The organism is Streptomyces araujoniae (genome assembly GCF_050871195.1).
Classification (GTDB): domain Bacteria; phylum Actinomycetota; class Actinomycetes; order Streptomycetales; family Streptomycetaceae; genus Streptomyces; species Streptomyces bacillaris.
The window spans coordinates 7,876,956-7,896,198 of record NZ_CP194070.1; the positions used below are offsets into that span (position 1 = coordinate 7,876,956).

The window sequence follows — 19,243 nt, forward strand, 5'->3', positions numbered from 1 at the left end:
TCCGGCCGGTCGCCGGCCCCCGTCGATGATCTTAAAAACGCCCCGGCGGCAGAGGATCAACCGACGGGAGGAGACCGCGTGCGCCCTGAGACTGACCCCGGCGCGGCGAGGACGACAGGAATACGCGGCTCCGGCTCTCCGCAGGGACGGAAGAGGCGGAAGAGGCAGGAGAGGCAGGAGAAGCGCGGGGAAGACAGGCGAGGCGAGGAGGACGAGCAGGCGAGGGCACGGAGAAGGCGGTGGAGCGTGCCCGACGCCGGATCAGTGGTCGGTCCGCCGACCGTGGGGCCGTCGGTGGCCCGCCCGCCCGGCCGGGCGGGCGGGCCACCGACGGCGCCGCGCTAGGGCCTGTGGTCAAACTGCCACCCTCCGGGCGACGACGGCAGTTTGACGACAGGTCCTAGGCGCCGGCCGGCCCGGCCTGCTGCACGACCTCGAAGGACCACACGGTGGACCCGCTGGCCGCCGGCTTCGGACGCTCGCCGCCGTCACCGGCGCCGCCGCCCTGGTGGGCCGCCTTCATCGGACCCTCCATCCAGGCCTGGAAGGAGGCCTCGTCACGCCAGCGCGTGTAGACGAGGTAGTCGTCCGTGCCCTCGACGGGCCGGAGAAGCTCGAACCACTCGAACCCGTCGGAGTTCTCGACGGCGTGGGCCCGGGACGCGAAGCGCTTCTCCAACGTCTCGCGCTGTTCCTGGGGGACGGTCAGTACATTGATCTTCACTACGCTCATGGCCTCATCCTGCCGTACCCCACCGGGCGGGAGGGGCAGCGGCCCCGCCGCGAGCCCCCGCCCGGCTCCGCCCCGGCTACTCGGGCTGGGTGACGGTCAGCGACCACCGTACGGCGTCGTGCGAGGCGTCGACTCCCACGGCGAACGAACCCCACCGCACCACCCCCGGGTCCATGGACACCGAGCCCACGCCCGCGCTGCCCGCAGGACAGTCCACCGTGAACGCGGCAACCTGGGTCCCCTGCGAATCCATCGTCACCCGCACATCGCCGCCGCCCTCGCAGGCCACCGTGAGCACGGTGGGCAGCCGGTCCGAGGCTCCGCCCGACACCACACCGCCGTCGCCCGTCCGCTCCGGCACCCACACCAGACCGTCCGGCCCGGGATGAGGAAGAAGCTCCCCGGGCGTCGCGGCGGCTGCAGGGGCGAGGCCCCCCGCCGCGACGCCCAGCATCGCCAGCAGAGCCACTGCCGCGGTCTTCCGAACACCCGTCACGCCTACTCCTCAGCTCCTGGATCGAGAAGCCACAGCATGGCGCCGAGGAGCACGGTTCCGCACGAGTACGCGTACTCATGACACCGGCGCACGGACATGACCGCGTCCCCCGCCCCGCCCTTCCTCCCTCCGCACGGTCAGTCCCCGGGGACGGCGACGGCCTGCCGGTGCGAGAGGGTGATCCGGCGGCGGGCCGGGTCGACGCCCAGGATCCGGACGGGCAGCACGTCACCGACCCGTACGGTGGTGTCCTGCCCCTCCAGGCGCTCGTCCGCCAGCTCGGAGGTGTGCACCAGCCCCTCCAGCCCGCCCTCCGCCTCCTCGACGCGTACGAACACCCCGAAGGGCACCACCTTGGTGACCGGCCCGACGACCGTCGACCCCACCATCCCGGCCAACCGCCGCATCGGATCCTCGTGCAGGGCCTTGAGGGAGAGCGACACGCGCTCGGGGAGGAGTTCGATGTCCAGGATCTCCGCGCGGACCTCCTCACCGACGGAGACGACGTCGCAAGGGTGCTCGAAACGCCGCCACGACAGCTCCGGGATGTTGATCATGGCCTCGAAGCCGCCGATGTCCACGAAGGTGACGCCGAAAGCGGGGATACGGGTCACGGTGCCGCTCACGATCTGTCCACGGCGCAGCGTCCTCAGGAACGCCCAGCGCCGGTCGCCCGGCGTCGCTTCGGTCCGCCACCGGGCCCTTACGACCCCGTCGGCGTCGGGCATCACGGCGGTGAGCAACGGCACGCGCCCGTCGACGGACAGATCTCCCGTCCCCGCCCCGTCCGCTCCCGGGCGCCCCGTCCCCGCCCCGTCCGGCCCCGGGCCCTGCGTCCCCGCCTCACCCGGCTCCGGCGCGGGCCACACGGCGAGCCGCGCGCGGGGCACGATCCGCTCCCGTACCGCCTGCACGTTCTCCCAGGTGAGACGGTGCAGGCGCGAGGCGCCCCCGACGTACATCTCCTCCAGGATCCCGGCCCTGCACGTCGAGACCATCCGGCCCAGACCGGCCCAGAAGGCGTCGTCGGCCGGGCGCTGGATCTCCCCGCCGCCGGTCTTCATGGCGTACGGAGACGAGTCGACGCGCCGCGGGTGGAGCTTGAGCGTCCGGGACCGTGCCAGAGCCCCCTCGCAGGGCCGGTCACTGCCGATGTGGATATCCCGCTCCCGGCCCACATGGACGGTGAACGTGTCCTCCACCTCCAGCCGGCACCGGACGCCGGTGCCGCGCAGCATGGCCCGCACCAGCTCCAGCCCGCCATCGAGGGATACGACGGCCCCGTCGTGAAAGCCGTACGGAAGCCCCTCCCCGGAATCCCGCAGTCCGGAGGGAAACAACCCGGCCGGCCCGAACCGGTCCACCGGGGCCACGTCATCGAGGCCGAAGCGGGGGAGTGCCGACACCTCCGGCTCGCGCACGGCCAGTTGATCGACTCCCGACTCCCTGGCGAAGGCCTCGACCGCCCTGACCAAGGCCGACTCGACCTCCCCGTAGTCACCGACGGTGCCCTCCGGGCCGGTGGCGAAACGGTGTTCGTCGTGGTCGGCGGGGTCGTCCATGGACAGGCGGTAGACATAGGTCGGCACGCGCCCATCGTAGGGACCGGCCGCACCCGGGGCCGCGGAGATACGCGTCGGCCCGGACACCGGACCGGGGCAAGCCCCAGGACCACGAACAAGCACCGGGCCCCAAGAACCAGTCCCCCGGACCGCATCCCAGGACCGCCGCCGTACACACGGTCATCAGCTCCGCGCCCCGGGGCCCTGAGGACACCCCGGACGCACACGCTAAGCTGCGACTTCCCCACGGGGGAAGTCCGGTCGAAGTCCGGCGCTGACCCGCAACGGTAGGCGGAGCCACTGGTTCCGCGAGCCCGATCACCCGTGGCGGAGAAGGCTCCTGACAATTCGCCGTGGACTGCGAAGGGCGCTGCGCGGGCGGCCTCCGTCCGGGGCTGCTCCGTTTTCGCGCAGGCGCACGGCCCGAGGCGAAAGCGACCGGCCTGTGGCCACGTCCGTCGACCACATACCCTCCCAGCCCTCCCCACCCCCGGGCCCGGCGCGCCTGGACGCCGCCCCGCCCCCGCCCCGGCGCGTACCGCTGCCGGTCCTCCTCACCGGCCTGGGCCTCGCCCTCCCCCTCTCGCTCGTCTGCGGCGCTGGACTCGGGGCCTCCGGCCTCTCCTGGGCCGAGGTGGTGCGCCATCTCTGGGCCGGACTGACCGGCGGGGCGATCGGCCCCGACGAGGTGGCGGCCTACACCATCGTCTGGGAGCTGCGGCTGTCGCGGGCGGTGCTGGCCGCGATCGTCGGGGCCGGTCTGTCGGCCATCGGCGTCGCCGTCCAGGCCATGGTCCGCAACGCCCTCGCCGACCCGTTCGTCCTCGGGATCTCCTCGGGCGCTGCGGTCGGTGCCAACGCCGTACTCATTTTCGGCGCGCTGGGGGCGCTCGGCATCTGGGCGCTGTCCACGGCGGCGTTCGTCTCCGCGCTGGTCGCCATGGTGCTCGTGTACGCGGTCGCCCGCACCGAACGCGGACTGACCCCGCTGCGGCTCGTCCTGACGGGGACCGCCATGTACTACGGCTTCTCGGCCGTCACCACGTTCATGGTCTTCGCGGCCGAGCGCGGCGAGGCGGCCCGCTCCGCGATGATGTGGCTCCTCGGCAGCCTCAGCGGCGCCAACTGGGCCTCCGTACCGATCGCCGCCGGAGCGGTCCTCCTCGGCCTCGCGTATCTCGCCCTGTCGGCGCGGCGCCTCAACGCCCTCGCCATGGGCGACGAGACCGCCGCCGCCCTGGGGGTGGACCCCGGCAGACTCCGCAGGGAACTCTTCCTCGTCGCCGCGGCCGTCACGGGGGCGGTCGTCGCGGTCAGCGGAGCGATCGGCTTCGTCGGCCTGATGGTCCCGCACGCCGTACGGATGCTGGTCGGCGCCGACCACCGCAGGCTCCTGGCCGTCGCCCCACTGGCCGGAGCCGTCCTGCTGATCTGGGTGGACATCCTCTCGCGCGTGGTGCTCGCCCCGGCCGAACTGCCCGTGGGCGTCCTCACCGCCGTCATCGGCGTTCCCTGCTTCATCCTGCTCATGCGCCGCCGCACCTACTCCTTCGGAGGCATCTGATGCGGATCGACATCGACGCGCTGACCGTCGAGACCGCCGGCGCACGACTCGTCGACGAGGCGACGCTGACCGCGGGAGAGGGGCAGCTCGTCGGCCTGGTCGGCCCCAACGGCAGCGGCAAGTCCACCCTGCTGCGCTGCGTCTACCGGGCGCTGCGCCCCACCTCCGGCGCCGTCCGCATCGGGGGCGACGACCTCCACACCCTGTCCACCCGGGAGGGCGCCCGCCGCCTGGCCGCCCTCCCGCAGGACGCGGTCGCGGAGTTCGACTTCACCGTGGCCGAGATCGTGGCGATGGGCCGGATGCCGCACCAGGGCCCGATGGCCCGTGCCACCGACGAGGACCGGCGCCGCTGCGCGGAGGCGCTGAGCGGGGTCGGCGCGGCCCACCTGGCCGAACGCGGCTTCCTCACCCTCTCCGGAGGCGAGAGGCAGCGCGTCCTGATCGCCCGCGCCCTCGCCCAGGAACCCCGCGTCCTGGTGCTCGACGAGCCGACCAACCACCTGGACATCGCCCACCAGCTGGAGATCCTCGCACTGGTCCGAGGCAGCGGCCTGACCGTCCTCACCGCCCTGCACGACCTCAACCTCGCGGCCCTGCACTGCGACCTGGTCCACGTCATCGCGGCCGGCCGGATCGTGGCTTCCGGAGCCCCGTACGACGTCCTGACCACCGAACTGCTGGCCGAGGTCTTCGGCGTACGGGCACACCGCGTCGCCCACCCCGAGACCGGCGCGCTCCAACTGCTCTTCGACCTCCCGCCGACCCGCCCCACCGCCTCCTGAGGAGCCCAGCCACCATGCCGAACCCCACCCGCCCCGCGGCCCTCCTGCTCGCCGCAGCCCTGGCCCTCACCGGCTGCGGCGCCGACGTCACCACCCGGGCAGACGGCAAGGAAGACACCACGGAAGCCGACCGGCACTACCCGGTGACCGTCGAGAACTGCGGCGAGAAGCGGACCTACGCCAAGGCACCGCAGCGCGTCGTGACCAACGACGTCGGCATCACCGAGATCATGTTCGCCCTCGGCCTCGAGAACCACATGGCCGGATACGTGATGCCCGACGACAAGGGCGACATGACGTCCGTCCCCTGGAAGGACGGCTACAGCAAGACGAAGTGGCTCTCCAAAGAGCGCATCAACAAGGAACTCGTCCTGGACGCCGACGCCGACCTGGTCTTCGCCGGATGGAACTACGGCTTCAACGAGGGCGAGGGCTTCACCCCCGCCGAACTGAAGCGCGTCGGCGTCGACTCGTACCTGCTGAGCGAATCGTGCCGCAACGGACAGGGCAAGGCCCGCGGAGTCATGCCGCCGCTCGACGCCCTCTACACCGACCTGCGGAACCTCGGAAAGATCTTCGACGCGGAGGACCGGGCCGAATCCCTCATCACGACCTTCCGGAAGCAGGTCGCCGACGCCCAGGCCAAGGCACCGAAGGGCGACGACCGCCCACGGGTCTTCCTGTACGACGACGGCAAGGACAAGCCGCTGACCTCGGGCGCGTACGCCGGACCGCACGACATCATCACCAAGGCTGGCGGCGACCACATCATGAAGGACCTCGAGGACAGCTGGACGACGGTCGGCTGGGAGACGGTGGTCGACCGCGATCCCGAGGTCATCGTCATCAACAACTACGGTGACACGACGGCAGACCAGAAGCGCGCGTTCCTGAAGTCCTACAAGCCGCTCGCCAACGTGTCCGCGATCAAGAACGACCGGATCGTCGTCCTGGACTACGTGGACCTGGTGGAGAGCCCGCGCAACCCTGCGGCCGTCAGCTCGCTCGCAGAGGACCTGCGGAAGTTCGCCCGGTAGCCCGGTAGCCCGGTAATCCGGGAAAGCGGGCGCCGACGGACCTTCGGAAGACCGAGGCGGCTCCCGGGCACCGACGGAACTCCGGAGAGCCGAGGCGGCTCCCGGAAATTCGGGCTGCCCCCGCTCTGCCTGCCCCCTCAGGCGGGAGGGGCGGGGGCGGTCGTACCGTCGACGGGGACGCCCAGCCGGTGGGCCACGGTGGTGAGGGTGGTACCGAGCGGGAGCGCGATACGGGTGACGGCATGGCGGTCGCCCCGGGTCGGATCGCGGTTGACGATCAGCACGGGCTGCCCGGCCTGCGCCGCCTGACGGACGAAGCGGAGCCCCGACATCACTGTCAGTGAGGAGCCGAGGACGAGTACGGCGGCCGACCGGCGGACCAGCTCACGGCAGTGCTCGACCCGTTCCGGCGGCACGTTCTCACCGAAGAACACGACGTCGGGCTTGAGAACACCGCCGCAGGCGGTACAGGGCACGACACGGAAGTCCCCGACCTGCTGGTCGGTGAGATCGGCGTCGCCGTCCGGGTTGATGGCGGCGGCGACCGGGGCGAACCCCTCGTTCGCCTCCTCCAGCCGCCGGGCCAGTTCGCGGCGCGGGCTGAGGGCACCACAGGAGAGACAGACCACCCGGTCCAGGCCTCCGTGGAGCTCGACCACACCCTCGCTGCCGGCGGCCTGGTGGAGACCGTCGACGTTCTGGGTGATGACGCCCGAGAGCAGCTCGTGCCGCCCGAAGGCGGCCACGGCCCGGTGCCCGGCGTTCGGCCGCGCCCGGCCGAAGGTACGCCAGCCGAGATGGCTGCGCGCCCAGTACCTGCGCCGGGCCTGGGCGTCGGCGATGAAGTCCTGGTACGTCATCGGGGTGTGCCGGCTCAGGCTCCCGCCCTCGCCCCGGTAGTCGGGAATACCCGACTCGGTGGAGATGCCTGCGCCGCTCAGCACGAGCACACCGCCTTTGCCCAGGACGTCGATGACGGGCTCCGGGTCGGTGGTGCCGGGCGGTGGCTGCCCGGTGGGGGTCCAGCTCAGAGTGGGGCGCATACGCATGCCCTCCAGGGTACGTAGCGACCCGCTCGGGTGACTGGCGGGCTGTGGTGCCTAGGGCGGCGGGGAACTGGTCATGGTGCCATGGCGCAGGCTCCACCGCTCACCGCTCCATCAGATACTCGCTGCTGGATCGTGGTGAAGCGTGCAGCATCCGCCTATGACAATCCGAGCGGAAAGAGCCCAACGCTCTTCTGGTGGTGGCCGGCCGTGGAGGCAGGGCGGTTCCGGTCACGTACAGGGACCTCCGCTGCGCCATGCGTACGGGGACACCGAGGAGGCGGGCTTCCTCTTCCTTGAGTGCCGGGGGCGGCGGAGGGGCGGTCGCCCTTCTGGCGGTCACTCCCAGCGAATCCGGGGCTCGAAAGGCGCATGCGCAATCATGGAATGTCGCTGAGGGTGACGGCTGCGCCACTAACAATCCCTGGCGAATCGACCGGGGCAGGACAGGCAGCAAGCGCCACCTGATCACGGACGCCATCAGCATCCTGCTCGCGGCCCCGCTGACAGATGGCAACCGTAATGACGTCATCCGGCCCGTCCCGCCGATGCAGGCAGTGCCGTCCGTACGGGACAGGCGTGGCCGGCTTCGGAGTCCATTGCCTCATGCTGCCCGTCGGCGCTCGGGCTCGGTAGTCAAGATCATCAGTGTTCACGACGGGCACCTCGGCTGATACCGCCGACACAGCCCGCATGTCGGGGCCATCGCACTGTGAGGACAGGCGGCAGGAGACGTTCGTTTTCTGAAGATCGTCCCGTAAAGCCGCCCGGACCCTGCACGGTCTTCGAAAACCCCTTCAAAAACCTGAGGGGTTCCGGGACTTCGGGCCATCGTTTTCTGACATGCTCCAGGGCCATGACCGCCACCGATCAGGCCGAGCCGAAACTCCTCGGCGCCGAACCGCTTGTCCGCACCGAGATCAAGATCGGGTGCGCCCGGGTCTCGGCCGGCGGGCGGAAGCCTGAGCGGCAGCTCGACGCCCTGACCGCCGCCTGATGCCGGAAGATCTTCGCGGACAAGAAGTCCGGCGAGAACGCGCTCTGCTCCGAGCTGAAGGCGTGCCACGCCTTCCTCGACCCCGGCAAGGACGAAGGAGTCCTCTTCGGGATCGCCAACCGCTACGGCCTGCGCCACCGGAAAGCAGACCAGCGCGGCGACTACGACGAAGAGTTCCTGGACTGGATCTTCCGGTGGCACCCCGGAACGCTCGAGCTCACCAACCGACTCGTCGCGACGCTGCCCTCATTCCCCAGCGCCACCCTGCCGAGGAACTTCAGAACCCGACACTCACCTTGTGTTGGCGGCCGTGTGGGAAGGCCGGACCTGAGGCACGGCCGGAGCCGCGTCGGCGTACGCCCCCATCGAGCCCGGCTCGCGGGCCGAGGAATCGCTCGTGTACGGCGAAGGAGCGCTGCCGACGCACGCACGCACCGGATCCCCGGGTACGCCGACACCCTGCGGGACCATGGGTCTCGGTTCACCGGCCACGACGACGGCCCCCGTATCGCCGAACTGTCGGGGCACCGGTTCTCCCGGTCCACCGTGCTCCAGCCCGAACTGGCCGACGACACCTCCCGGCCCCGTCCCTTGTGCGCGCTTTCGCCTCGGCGGAGGTCGGACGCAGCGCGGAGACGTGATCGAGCGGCGCGGCTCCGCCTCCGTGGAACGCGCGACAAGAAACGCACGGCAATCGAAAGGACTCGAAGTGGCAAGCTCCGTGAACGCCTTATCCGCTGTACCGGCCAAGTCGTGGGTACCTCAGTTCGTCATCTGCTCGATGATCTGGGGATCAGGGTTCGCGCTCATCAAGGTCGGTGTCGAAGCCGGTATCCAACCGGGTTGGGTCGCCTTCTGGCGGTGCTTCTTCGGAGCACTGGTGCTGTGGGGCCTCGTCCTGGTGCGGCGGCTGGGAATGCCGCGTGACCTGCGGGTATGGGGGCACGCCCTGGTAGTGGGGACGGTGCTCAACGCGTTCCCCTTCACCTTGTTCGCCTGGGGCGAGCAGTACATCGACTCCGTCACGGCCGGGGTGTGGAACTCCACCATTCCCCTGTTCACCCTGGTCTGGGTATTGGTCATGCTGCCGGACGAGAAGCCGAACCTGCGACGGCTGCTCGGCATCGCCACCGGCCTGTGCGGCGCCCTGGTGGTGCTCGGCGTGTGGTCGGGCGGGCAATCCTCGCTGATGAAGGGGAGTGTGATCTGCCTGGTCGCCACCGCCTCGTACGGGCTGGGCTACACCTACACCCGCCGCTACCTGTCCGGCGAAGACATCCCCGCGATCACCCTGACCGCCATTCAGGTCAGTTGGGCGGCCCTCGAACTCGCTCTGGTAGCGCCACTGTTGAGCGGCGCACCTCATTGGGGCGGGCAGGGACCGATGGCCGCGATGGTGGTGCTCGGCGCTGTGGGCACCGGGCTCGCGTACATGTGGAACCTGTCGGTGGTCCGCGCCGTCGGCTCGACGGTCGCGTCCACGGTTGCGTATCTGACCCCGTTGTGGGCGGCGATCGTCGGGGTGTTCTTCCTGAACGAGTCGCTGGGTTGGAACACCGTGGTGGGCGCGCTGCTGATCGTCAGTGGCGTCCTGCTGACCCGTACCGCGCCGTCACGTCCGGTGGATGGGAACAAGCCGGGCGCCGGAGCCGAGGCCGGGGCGGGAGCCGAAGCCGTATCCCCGCCGGCCGGGGAGGAGAGGGAAGAGGGGACCGTGCAGCCGGCACGACCCTGAGCAAGGCAGGAGACCCATCGATCGCCGGGCGGCCGTCTCTGCCTGCCGGGCCCTCGCCCTGCCGGGCCCCGTCCGGCAGCAGTACGGTCTCCAGCCGCCAAAGTTCCTCGGCCACGAGGACGCCGGCGGCCTCCTTGGCGTGGAAGGATGCGCCCATGGGGTTGGCTGGCAGGCGCCGTGAGGTTGTGCACTATGTGCGGTTCCAGTCGCCGTACCGGAACGGGCGGGGGTACTTCACCGGCGTTTTCGGGCTCATCAACACTCTGGCGCGGGAGGGGAAGCTCACGGCGGAGCAGGAAGCCTTCCGCCGTGGCAGCAACAGCTGGTACAACGCCGCGTACGCCGACCCGTCGACCGTCGATCCCACCGTCTACGACCACGAGATCAACCCCGGCGCCGCAGCATGGTTCAAGCCCACTGCCACGCATCTGCTTGAGCGGGTTCCCGGCTACCTCCAGGTCCTGACCGCCCACGGAGTCGAATGCCGGCTCCTGCGCTCCGCAGATCCGGGGCGGGTCATCTACGAGGACGATGTCCAGGTCGTGGTCGTACCCCACCGCTGAGCCCCACCACCGGCGACTCGCGGTAGGGTCTCCTCACTGCCCGGCACGAGAAGCCTCAAACACACTCGCCACACCCGGTAAGCGCTCACCAGATCCTGCCGATGCCCCGATGCCCCGATGCCGCGGGCTGGGTGTTCCGTCCCCGGTGTCATACGCAGGCCACCCGTCCCGGCGCACTGGAACCCGCCCACGCCCGCCGCTCCTGATCGAACGGCCGCTCCTGGACCTTGGTGCTGATGGTCTGCAGGTTCCGGAGGACCGGCGGCCCCCCTCTGCAACACCCGGATCGATCTCCGCTTCGCCCCGACAGGCATGACGCCTTAGGCCGCAACTGCCCGGGCATCATGGACTGCCTCTGTCCTCGCCGTCGTGGCCAGACCGGAGGACCGCGGCAGCGAGTCCGCTCCGGTCCAGGCCGGGCCGTGGGCGCGTCAAAGGAGCGTACCGAGACCTTCCCCGTCCGGTGCGTGCTGGATGCGGGTGCCGATGTCGGTGAAGCCGTGGTGCTTGGGGAGGTCCGTCCACGCTTGGGGTGTGTACTGCTGGCGCAGCACGGTCAGTTCGCTCTCGGCCTCCGAGCCACTTGCCGTGTACCGGCTGGGGACCGTATACGCCGGGGAGGGTGCGGCCTGGCTGAAGGCGAAGGTCCCGCCGGGTGTGAGGTTCCTGGTGACGGCTGGAAAGAGGTGCTTGGGGCCGGTGAACCACACTGCGCCCCACGGAGTGCACCGCCTCTGGGGCGGGCCGCCAGCCTGCTCCCCGGTAGGGCTCGTAGGTGGGCCAGGGTGCGGGGCTCGGCTGGCCGACGTTCCTCGGAACCGGGTGGCCCTGGAGCCGGCGGCCTTACCCGTGCCGCTCCACCGCCCCACGGCGAACGCGGCCCCACGGCGAACGCCGCCGGCGCCGCCCGGCCTTGCACCCCAGAGGTGCACGCAAGGGCGGACGCCCGTCGCCCTTGTGCGTGGACCCCCGCTCACGGGCCCGGCGCGGGACCCAGAGGCAGAGCCGTATCCCGTGGACGCGCCGAGAGGGCGCGCGGGGACAGGTGATGGGGCCGGCTGGCGGGCTGCACTCTTGGCCCTCGGCATTGCCTGGACGCCCGGTTGGGCCGTAACCACCCCCGCGCAGACCAGGGAGGCTGCTGCTTTGCGGTGCTGGTGGCCCCGATCCGGCCCCATCGCCAGGGATTCTAGGAGGCGCCTCTGACATTCCCACCGGCCGTGAAGGCGGAAGCGAAGCAGCCCCGGTACGGAGCATCCACCTGCCACCGCTCGTCGCCCGCAGGCCGTTCCTCTCCCGGCATCGGGCCTCGCGAGGGCGGGGGAGGAGACTACGGTGGGCTGGTGACGACCGCTCTCGCTGTTGACCGACCCCCTCTGCTCCCTGATCCCTCTCTGTCAGCCTTGCCTACCAGCGCGAACAGCCGCTTCAGGCACACGAGTTCGATGACATGCTGGAACGCTGGACGGGCACCGCTCGGATCGATGCGGACATCCTGGCCGAAGACATGTCAGCCCGCGGCGATACCGACCAGGAGACCCTGGACACGACCGAGGACATCGCTGTCGGCCGCATGTCGCGCCCGAGGGTGTGCATGTTCGGCCCCGACAACCCCCTCCACGCCATGGACTCCACCACCGGGGACGTCTCGCGCATCGGCGAGCGCGTACTGGACGTCGCCCGCGGCGAGTTCGACCGCGACTTCGAGGAAGCGCTCGCCCACCCCGTCGGCGACCTGCCCGTCATGGACCGCGTCATCCTTGAGCCCGCGTGGCGCGGTTTCGGCCTGGGCCCCGTTCTTGCGGGCGCGGCCGTCCGCCGCCTCTCACCGGGCTGCACCGCCGTGCTGTGCGAGCCGGGCTCGGCCGACGGCCGCTCAATGACCGAGGAACAGCACCGCCAGGCAGCGGCCAAACCCGCACGCGTGTGGTCCACGGTCGGCTTCGAACCTTTCCGGAACGGCGTCCACTTCCTCGACTACCGCCTCCAGCGCCCCCTTGGCCTCCTGGCCGAGCGCCAGCAGGAATTCACCGCCCTGTGCCGCTCCTGGAACGCCCAGCACGGGCCCCGGTGAGGCGCGGGTATCTGAATTGAACGAGCAGCTCGCGGAGTCTTCCTCCGCTGGGACACCGTCGGTGGTGGGGCAGCGCCTGCACGCCTTTCTGGATGCGGACCGGGTGGCGGACGACCTGCGCCGCTACTTCGCAATCGGCCTGCCCCCGGGTGCCGACGTGTTCACGGGAGGCCGGTTCGAACACCTCGCGGGCGGCGGCGACCGGCACCAGGTCGCGAACAGATTCACCGCGGAGGACCTGATAGCCGCGCAGACCCTGTCGGTCACTGTCCCCGCCCCCGTCGCCCTTGACCTGCTGGAAGGTCCGCTGGGTGCTCAACTGTCCGAACTGCTGCGCAACATCCCCACCGGCACCGATCTCGCCGACGCCGACGTCTCAGTTGTGGTGGAGGGCTCACCGGCGTACCAGGCCTGGGCCTTGCTGATGAACCAGCACAGGGTTGGATTTGTGATCGCGGGGAAGCTCCTGGCCCGCAAGCGACCCCGGCTGCTGCCGGTCTACGACCGGGTCGTGCGCTGCGCTCTCGGCCGTCCGCTGCCCTTCTGGACGGAGCTGCGCACCGCCCTGCGAGAGAACGACGGAGCCCTGCACCACCGGCTCCTCGACCTGCGACAGAGCGCGGGCCTGCCCCAGACGATCAGCGCGCTGCGCGTCGCCGATGTCACGGTATGGATGGCCCATCCCGCCCCCGGCCACCGCTGCCCCTGAGTACCAACCGCAAGGACACTTGCCGCCGATCTTCAGACGATGAGTTCACCGCTCCCCAGCGGCCAGGCACCGAGCCCCTGGAACAACCCGCTGTGTGCTGCGGACGATCAGCAGAGCCGGTCCAGACGAGGTACGACGCCCCACCGGGCCGCATGGAGATGGTGGGCAGGGGTGTTGTGTGTGGGGGGAGTGGTTTGCGGCCGGTGGTGTTGTTGCTGGCGGGTTGTTGTTGTTGGGTTTAGTAGTTGAGGTCGAGGTAGTCGATGTTGTTGAGGGTGATGTCGGAGAGTCCTGCCGCTCGGTTTCCGCTGTCCTGGAAGTAGATGTTTTTGAGGCCTTCGGCGATGATCTGGCGCATTTGCTGGTCGTCGGCGCCGGTGTCGCGGGCGTCGAAGAGGCGTTGTGCGTACGACGGGGGCAGGTGGACGGTGAGGCGTCGGAAGCGTCCGTCGTCGGTGGTGCCGATGGGTGCGGTGTAGCCGAACCGGGCCCGGGTCTCCACGGTGATCCCGCCCGTGGCGGCGGCCTGTTTCCGCCGGCGTTTACGCACCATCGGCTGCCACCGCTGCCGTACGGCGGTGTCGATCCGTGCGGTGATGGCCTGGGGCGGGTGTTTGCGTTCGCCTTTGCGGTAGCGTTCCACCGACCGTTGGCTGACGCCGATCTCGGCTGCGACGGCTTTGGTCGTCTTGAGCTGTTTCATCAGGAAGTTGATGCGTGCCTGGAGGGTTTTGGGCGGCTGACGGGTGAAGCTTTCCTGGTCGGCGCGTTCGATCGCGTCGTCGATCTCTCCCATGGTCTACTCCCCTTCGTCCAGCACGGCGTCGCCGCCCTTGATGTGTCGGGCCGGGTTGTAGCCCTGTTCCATGAGGCCGACTGCCCACAGCATCGACTGGACACCTTCCAGCTTCGCCAGGCCCGGGGTGGGCCCGAGGCGGAAGGCGCCGGGCTGCGGCTTGCCCGAGGCGGCGTAGGGGAGGAAGTCGAGCGGGCTCTCACCCGGGCTCGGGTAGACGACGCAGTCGGAGAGCACGGCGAGCGGGTACAGCCCGGTCATCTTGGCCGTGTTGCTGAGCTTGCGGTGCATGTTGACCCGGGCCTTGCTGATCACGGCGGCCCGGATGTCGGGGCGCCATGTGGGCCGGGACAGGGCCGGCCACGTCTCGCCCTCTTTGTAGGACTTGCCCTGCGGGCGTTCGCGGAGCTTGCCGACCCCGCCCTTCACGGTCGCTTTGACCGCTGCGAGGACGGCTGCCAGCGCCGGGTCCTTCTCCTTGTGCTGCTCCATCGCCGCGAGGAACTCCACATCGGTGAGGTCCTTGGTGACGCCGAGATCGGCGAGGGTGTCGACGTAGGCGTTCTTGAGCCGGTCGTGCCACGGGTCGAGGTAGGCGCCGGTCTCGCGGCGCAGGTACGCCTCGACCGGGTGCACGTCGTGCCCGAGCTCCTGGGCGTAGGCGAGCGTGTGCGTCTGGTACCAGGCCGGGCCGGTGGGCCGGCTGCCGTCCGGGGTGAACGGTGAGGGCAGGCGCGGGTCCAGCTCGATGCGGCTGAGATCGGCGAGCCAGCTTCCGGGGATCTTGGGGTTGAACTTCGGGGCGTGGAAGTGGTCCGGGGCGGAGAGGCCGACAACGAGGCGGGCCGCGGCAGCGAGGAACGCGGTGTTGAGGTCCAGGCCGACTGCGAAGGGCAGGGTGCACTCCTCGTCGGAGAGCGTGTCCACGTCCCGCACCCACTGGTAGGCCTCTTCGTTCAGGAAGCCGCCCTTCCAGCCCGCGTTCACCACGACGGGGTGTTCCGGCGTGGCCTCCGGAGGCGCCGGGTCCATCGGCTCCGTCCCGAGCGAGCCCGTGTTGTAGCCGGACACCCAGTTCCCGGTCTCCTCGTCCCGTACGGCCTTCGTCGGCGGGCGCAGCGCCGTCATCAGCTCCAGCCCGGACACGGCGGTGGACCCGCGCGGCGTGATGACCCGCATCGCGTACACCCCCAGAACGCGAGCGATATCGGCCGGCTCCATCTCGCTGACACCGGGCCAGGACCGCTCATCGAGCGCGTCCCACGACAGGACCGCCAGTTGTACGCACTGCCGCTCGCGGCCCTGCGCCTTGCGGTAGATCCGCGCCCACGGGCCAAAGCCCCGCTGGGTGAGCTGCCACTTCGCCTTGGCGACCTGTTTGACGACGGGGTGGTCCTGCGCCAGGCGCAGGGAGCGGCGCTGCTCGTGGCCCTCCAGGCGCTCGGGCAGCCCGAGCTTCACGGCGGCGGCCGCGGTGAGCACGATCAGCGGGTCGGAGTCCTTGCCGTACCGGTTCAGCTTCGCGGCACCGAGGCCGGACTCCTTGAGGGTCCACTCCACCAGCTCCGGGACGTTGGTGGCCGGGCAGTCCAGCACGATCCCGTCCACGCCGTACGCGCAGCCGTCACCGTCCAGCACGGCGAGGGGCCCGTGGGGGAAACGCGGGTCGGCAGCGGGCCCGGCAGCCTTCTTCGCCGCCGAACGCCGCGACGTCACCGAATCCGCGGGATGTTCGGGCGCCGCCAAGGCGGCCGGGACCTTAACCGGCGAGGCCACCTTTGCCCGCTCCGGGGCGGCCGAGCCGGTGAACGCTTTCCGCTCCTCCGGCTGCGGCGCGACGACCGGCGCGGCCGCTGCGGCCGAGGAAGTGTGCGCGGGGTACTTCGCTGCCCACCCCTTCAGGAGCCGCTGGTAAGCCTCCAGACGCGGCGACTTCGGTTCTGAGCGGCCGTTCTCGTAGTTCTTCACCGTCTGCGTCGATGTCTTCAGCGCGACCGCGAGGCGGGCCTGCGTGATGCCGGCGGCCTCACGCAACCGTGCACGCTCCGCCGGAGGCGGAAGCTGCGGCTCCTCCTCCAACAGCGCGTCCACGCTCGCGAACAGCTCTTCCTCAGACGCCATCCCCTGCACCTCACGTCAGGAATCGATACCGCTTAACCAAAAAATTACCCTACTCTTTAACCCTGTCGCGCCCATTCCAGCCCGAGCGTGGCGAGTGCCTGGAGTTTGTCGGGGGTGAGCTTCGCGCGGCGTCCCTTCTGATTCATGATCCAGACTCCGAGCTTGACGGGGTACTCCTGGCCACCGACCTTGACCCCCTCTACATGGGCCCTGGGCACCTTCACAGACCCTTCGCGGCCCTTGTACTGCTCCAGGGCGGCCACGCCCTTCTCGAAGGCCCCCAAGGGTGGCGCGGACGGCTTCGGGAGTTCCGAGTCCGGCGGCGTGATGCCGAGCCGCTCCAGGCGTTCGCGCTGTCCGCCCGTCAGGGCCTGCCAGACCTCCGGTCTCCGCTGCCGGGCCAGCCACTTGCCGATGTCCATGCCGTGGACGGTGAAGCCGGGCACGACCTCCACCGCACCGGCCTGGCCTCCTTCGCCGGCCACCAACTCGCGCAGAGCGGCGTAGCGCCGCTGCCACTCAGCCGACCACGAGGGGTTCCAGTCCGCGTCCACGGCCTCCAGCGCCGCCCCCCACTCCGGGTGGCCGTCCAGCGCACCGGGACGCCGCAAATTGCTCAACCACTGTCCTACCGGCCTGGACAGGGCCACCGCGGACCGCGGAGCACAGAGGGTCCAGTACTGGCCGTAGTACGCCTTCGCGGCCTCCAGGTTCTCCTGGAACCGCTCATCGGCCGGCGACCAGACCATGCCGAGTTGTTCGAGCCGACGGGCGCGTTGGCCGGTCATCTGCCCGGCCGCGTAGGCCCGTCGCTGCTCAGCGACCCACTGCCCAAGGGGTGTCGCACCCTCCCGGTGCCCGTACGGCACCCGTGCGTTCCCGACCCGCTCGACGTACGCCTTCAGTTTCGCCCAGCCGCGAGCCCAGTCCTGGCGTTCGGTGTCGATCACGTTGAAGGAGACCCAGTCAGCGACCATCACGGGATCCCTGGGGGCGGCGAAACGGAGCAGCAAGCGGGATTCTTCTTCGCCGTCTGCCGGCGCGACACCGATGTTCACAGACGGTTGCGCAACGTCCTTCTGCGGCTCCTGGGGGATGGCAAGCAGTTCCACGGCCTCTTCATCGTGGGCCCGCAGGCCCTCCAGGACTTTCACCAGGGGCCGGTAGGACCCAGAGGTAAACATGTCCTCGGGCTGCTCTCCGAGCTGGAGGAAGACAGGCACGATCAAAGAGGCGAGCTTGCCCTGTCCCGGCTTCTGGCGGAGTGCCCGGCCGATGGCCTGGACGATGTCGTGCGGCGCGCCCTTCGGGTCCAACAGGGCTACCGAATCCACGCTTCGAATATCGACGCCCTCGCCCAGGACCCGGCAGTTCGAGAGCACGGCCCGCTGCGCCGTGGTCCCGAACGAACCCAGGACCTCTCGCCGACGTTCGGCGACGTGCTCGCCGCAGAGCCAGTCCGCCCAGATGCGCTTCGGATAGGTCTCGGGCTGGTCGGCGTGCAGCTTGGCCGCGACGCGCTCTAGGCCCTCCGCGTAGGCCTGTGCCTCGATGGTCCGCTGGTGGAAAGTGATGCAGGTCAGGAGGTTGTGCTGCGCCATCGTGTGCAGCAACGCGGCCTGGAGGGCTCCAAGGCGCTGCCCGCGGACCTCTTCGGTGTGCCGCTCCTCGCCCATCAGCCGTTCCGGGGTGACGACGGGGTCCTGGAGCTCGAGGACGATGATCTGGTACCGCGCCAACAGGCCCCGGGAGACGGCAGATGCGAGCGAGAGCTTGTAGAGGACGGGCCCGAAGACCTTCTCGTCATCCATGCTCGCCGCCATCTCCCGCGGCAGCGGGTCCCGCACCCCCTCGGCAACCTCGCGGTTCAGCCGCTCCTCCCAGATCCGCGGCGTCGCCGTCAAGTACAGCCGCCGGTACGCCGGGATGACGCTCTGATCATGGATGTCCGCCCACGCCTTACCCATCGACCCACTTGTCCGGTGGGCCTCATCAACTACCGCGAGGTCTACCGGGTCCAACTTCTGGCCGCAAACGCCCTCGAACGCCTCTGCCAGGACACCCAGAGACGCATAGGTGGCGTAGATGGTCACGGGCTCGGAGCCGTGCCACAGCGCCAACTGGATGGGGTTCGTCGTGGAGCGCACCTTCAACGACCACAGCTCCGGGTCATCCTGGAGCGAACACACGGCCACCGCCGGCCCCTTGTGGCCGGCCTCGTGCCACGCCCTCACCGTTTGCGCCAGCAGATCTAGCGTCGGCACCAGCACGAGCACACGCCCCTTGGGCACAAGCCGCCTCGCCGACGCGGCAGCCATGATGGTCTTCCCCGTGCCACACGCGGCGTGCACCTGCCCACGAAGACCATCCCAGGGAATACCACCTGGCGGAACATCCAGACCGCGCACAATGGCACCCACGGCCTCGATCTGGTGATCACGCAACTTCACGGCCATGCCCCATGTCCTCCTTTTCGCGGAATGCAGCGCGTAATAGCAAATGGAATGCAGGTGCAAGGTGCGCGGCGATAGGGGTGTAGCACCTGATCCCAGACCCTACACAGAAATGATTCGTGATGCATCACAGCGCAAAACTTCTGCGACCGAGGGTGACACCTGACTCAATCCCATCCACGAACAGCCAGGCTGTCCTATATGCCGACAGGGTGTTTGGTGAACACGTCGGGACAGTCAGACGACGGGGGAGGGGTTCAGGGTGGAGCGCAGCGGAACCCGTCGCTACCGTGAGGCTGACATCCCATCAGGCCGACGGTTTGTCACATCCATTGCGAGGATGGTGGGGAATCCCAAGCCCTACACAGACCCGCGCGTGATGCACCTACCCCTCGTTACCAGCCCCAAGAATCCCGCTTGCGGGATTCCATCAATTCGCGCTTGCGCGAATTAATACGCATTTAGAATTCCGCTTGCGGAATTCGATTCTCGCGCTTGCGCGAGAATCTGGCGGAGCGTCAGCGGAGCCATTCCCTATGAAGCGCGCCAGCGCTTCATATCCCGCTCCGCGG

Annotated in this window: 16 protein-coding genes; 8 read left to right on the plus strand and 8 right to left on the minus strand. The window is 69.7% G+C overall.

Annotation, left to right across the window (positions count from 1 at the left end; translation table 11 throughout):
• Positions 1 to 400: 400 nt before the first annotated feature.
• The 3 genes from ACQ9ZG_RS33085 to ACQ9ZG_RS33095 form a co-directional block, all read right to left on the minus strand.
• Positions 401 to 733 carry an antibiotic biosynthesis monooxygenase family protein gene (locus ACQ9ZG_RS33085; protein ID WP_018487812.1) on the minus strand — a complete coding sequence of 111 codons (333 nt, stop codon included), beginning with the start codon at positions 731 to 733 and terminating at the stop codon, positions 401 to 403.
• Positions 734 to 809: 76 nt separating this feature from the next.
• Positions 810 to 1,229: a hypothetical protein gene (locus ACQ9ZG_RS33090; protein WP_258312353.1), complete on the minus strand. Its 420-nt coding sequence runs from the start codon at positions 1,227 to 1,229 to the stop codon at positions 810 to 812.
• Positions 1,230 to 1,366: 137 nt separating this feature from the next.
• Positions 1,367 to 2,818: a S1 RNA-binding domain-containing protein gene (locus tag ACQ9ZG_RS33095; RefSeq protein WP_499281556.1), complete on the minus strand. Its 1,452-nt coding sequence runs from the start codon at positions 2,816 to 2,818 to the stop codon at positions 1,367 to 1,369.
• A gap of 418 nt (positions 2,819 to 3,236) precedes the next feature.
• Between ACQ9ZG_RS33095 and ACQ9ZG_RS33100 the strand changes: the two genes are divergently transcribed.
• The 3 genes from ACQ9ZG_RS33100 to ACQ9ZG_RS33110 are packed head-to-tail and all read left to right on the plus strand — an operon-like array spanning position 3,237 to position 6,177.
• Positions 3,237 to 4,355 (plus strand): FecCD family ABC transporter permease, encoded by a 1,119-nt coding sequence (locus ACQ9ZG_RS33100; protein ID WP_018487815.1) that lies wholly within the window; start codon positions 3,237 to 3,239, stop codon positions 4,353 to 4,355.
• On the plus strand, positions 4,355 to 5,140 hold the full coding sequence (locus ACQ9ZG_RS33105) for an ABC transporter ATP-binding protein (RefSeq protein WP_181398088.1): 786 nt from the start codon (positions 4,355 to 4,357) through the stop codon (positions 5,138 to 5,140). The genes ACQ9ZG_RS33100 and ACQ9ZG_RS33105 overlap by 1 nt, the downstream gene beginning before the upstream one ends.
• Before the next feature lie 14 nt (positions 5,141 to 5,154).
• The gene (locus ACQ9ZG_RS33110) at positions 5,155 to 6,177 is read left to right on the plus strand and encodes an ABC transporter substrate-binding protein (protein ID WP_109914476.1); all 1,023 of its coding nucleotides are present in this window, start codon (positions 5,155 to 5,157) and stop codon (positions 6,175 to 6,177) included.
• A gap of 137 nt (positions 6,178 to 6,314) precedes the next feature.
• Here the strand turns inward: ACQ9ZG_RS33110 and ACQ9ZG_RS33115 are convergent, their stop codons facing one another.
• On the minus strand, positions 6,315 to 7,226 hold the full coding sequence (locus ACQ9ZG_RS33115) for an NAD-dependent protein deacetylase (protein WP_109914477.1): 912 nt from the start codon (positions 7,224 to 7,226) through the stop codon (positions 6,315 to 6,317).
• 853 nt (positions 7,227 to 8,079) lie between these two features.
• Here ACQ9ZG_RS33115 and ACQ9ZG_RS33120 point away from each other — a divergent pair.
• The 3 genes from ACQ9ZG_RS33120 to ACQ9ZG_RS33130 all read left to right on the plus strand — a co-directional run bounded on the left by ACQ9ZG_RS33120 (position 8,080) and on the right by ACQ9ZG_RS33130 (position 10,518).
• On the plus strand, positions 8,080 to 8,220 hold the full coding sequence (locus ACQ9ZG_RS33120) for a hypothetical protein (RefSeq protein ID WP_219995582.1): 141 nt from the start codon (positions 8,080 to 8,082) through the stop codon (positions 8,218 to 8,220).
• Positions 8,221 to 8,929: 709 nt separating this feature from the next.
• Positions 8,930 to 9,955 carry a DMT family transporter gene (locus ACQ9ZG_RS33125; RefSeq protein WP_109914478.1) on the plus strand — a complete coding sequence of 342 codons (1,026 nt, stop codon included), beginning with the start codon at positions 8,930 to 8,932 and terminating at the stop codon, positions 9,953 to 9,955.
• 155 nt (positions 9,956 to 10,110) lie between these two features.
• Positions 10,111 to 10,518: a hypothetical protein gene (locus ACQ9ZG_RS33130; protein WP_084990312.1), complete on the plus strand. Its 408-nt coding sequence runs from the start codon at positions 10,111 to 10,113 to the stop codon at positions 10,516 to 10,518.
• A 431-nt stretch (positions 10,519 to 10,949) separates the two neighbouring features.
• On the opposite strand, the gene ACQ9ZG_RS33135 is transcribed toward ACQ9ZG_RS33130, so the two are convergent.
• Positions 10,950 to 11,228, minus strand: a complete 279-nt coding sequence (locus ACQ9ZG_RS33135; RefSeq protein ID WP_258311976.1) for a hypothetical protein — start codon at positions 11,226 to 11,228, stop codon at positions 10,950 to 10,952.
• A 797-nt stretch (positions 11,229 to 12,025) separates the two neighbouring features.
• Between ACQ9ZG_RS33135 and ACQ9ZG_RS33140 the strand changes: the two genes are divergently transcribed.
• Positions 12,026 to 12,592, plus strand: a complete 567-nt coding sequence (locus ACQ9ZG_RS33140; protein WP_258311977.1) for a hypothetical protein — start codon at positions 12,026 to 12,028, stop codon at positions 12,590 to 12,592.
• A 16-nt stretch (positions 12,593 to 12,608) separates the two neighbouring features.
• Positions 12,609 to 13,301 (plus strand): DUF6308 family protein, encoded by a 693-nt coding sequence (locus ACQ9ZG_RS33145; RefSeq protein ID WP_109914479.1) that lies wholly within the window; start codon positions 12,609 to 12,611, stop codon positions 13,299 to 13,301.
• Between the two features lie 238 nt (positions 13,302 to 13,539).
• Here ACQ9ZG_RS33145 and tpg read toward each other — a convergent pair whose 3' ends face one another.
• The 3 genes from tpg to ACQ9ZG_RS33160 are packed head-to-tail and all read right to left on the minus strand — an operon-like array spanning position 13,540 to position 18,674.
• Positions 13,540 to 14,097 carry a telomere-protecting terminal protein Tpg gene (gene tpg / locus ACQ9ZG_RS33150; protein WP_109914480.1) on the minus strand — a complete coding sequence of 186 codons (558 nt, stop codon included), beginning with the start codon at positions 14,095 to 14,097 and terminating at the stop codon, positions 13,540 to 13,542.
• A 3-nt stretch (positions 14,098 to 14,100) separates the two neighbouring features.
• Positions 14,101 to 16,218: a telomere-associated protein Tap gene (gene tap / locus ACQ9ZG_RS33155; protein WP_109914481.1), complete on the minus strand. Its 2,118-nt coding sequence runs from the start codon at positions 16,216 to 16,218 to the stop codon at positions 14,101 to 14,103.
• 56 nt (positions 16,219 to 16,274) lie between these two features.
• Complete coding sequence (locus ACQ9ZG_RS33160) at positions 16,275 to 18,674, minus strand: DEAD/DEAH box helicase (RefSeq protein WP_109914482.1); 2,400 nt, start codon at positions 18,672 to 18,674, stop codon at positions 16,275 to 16,277.
• Between the last annotated feature and the right edge of the window lie 569 nt (positions 18,675 to 19,243).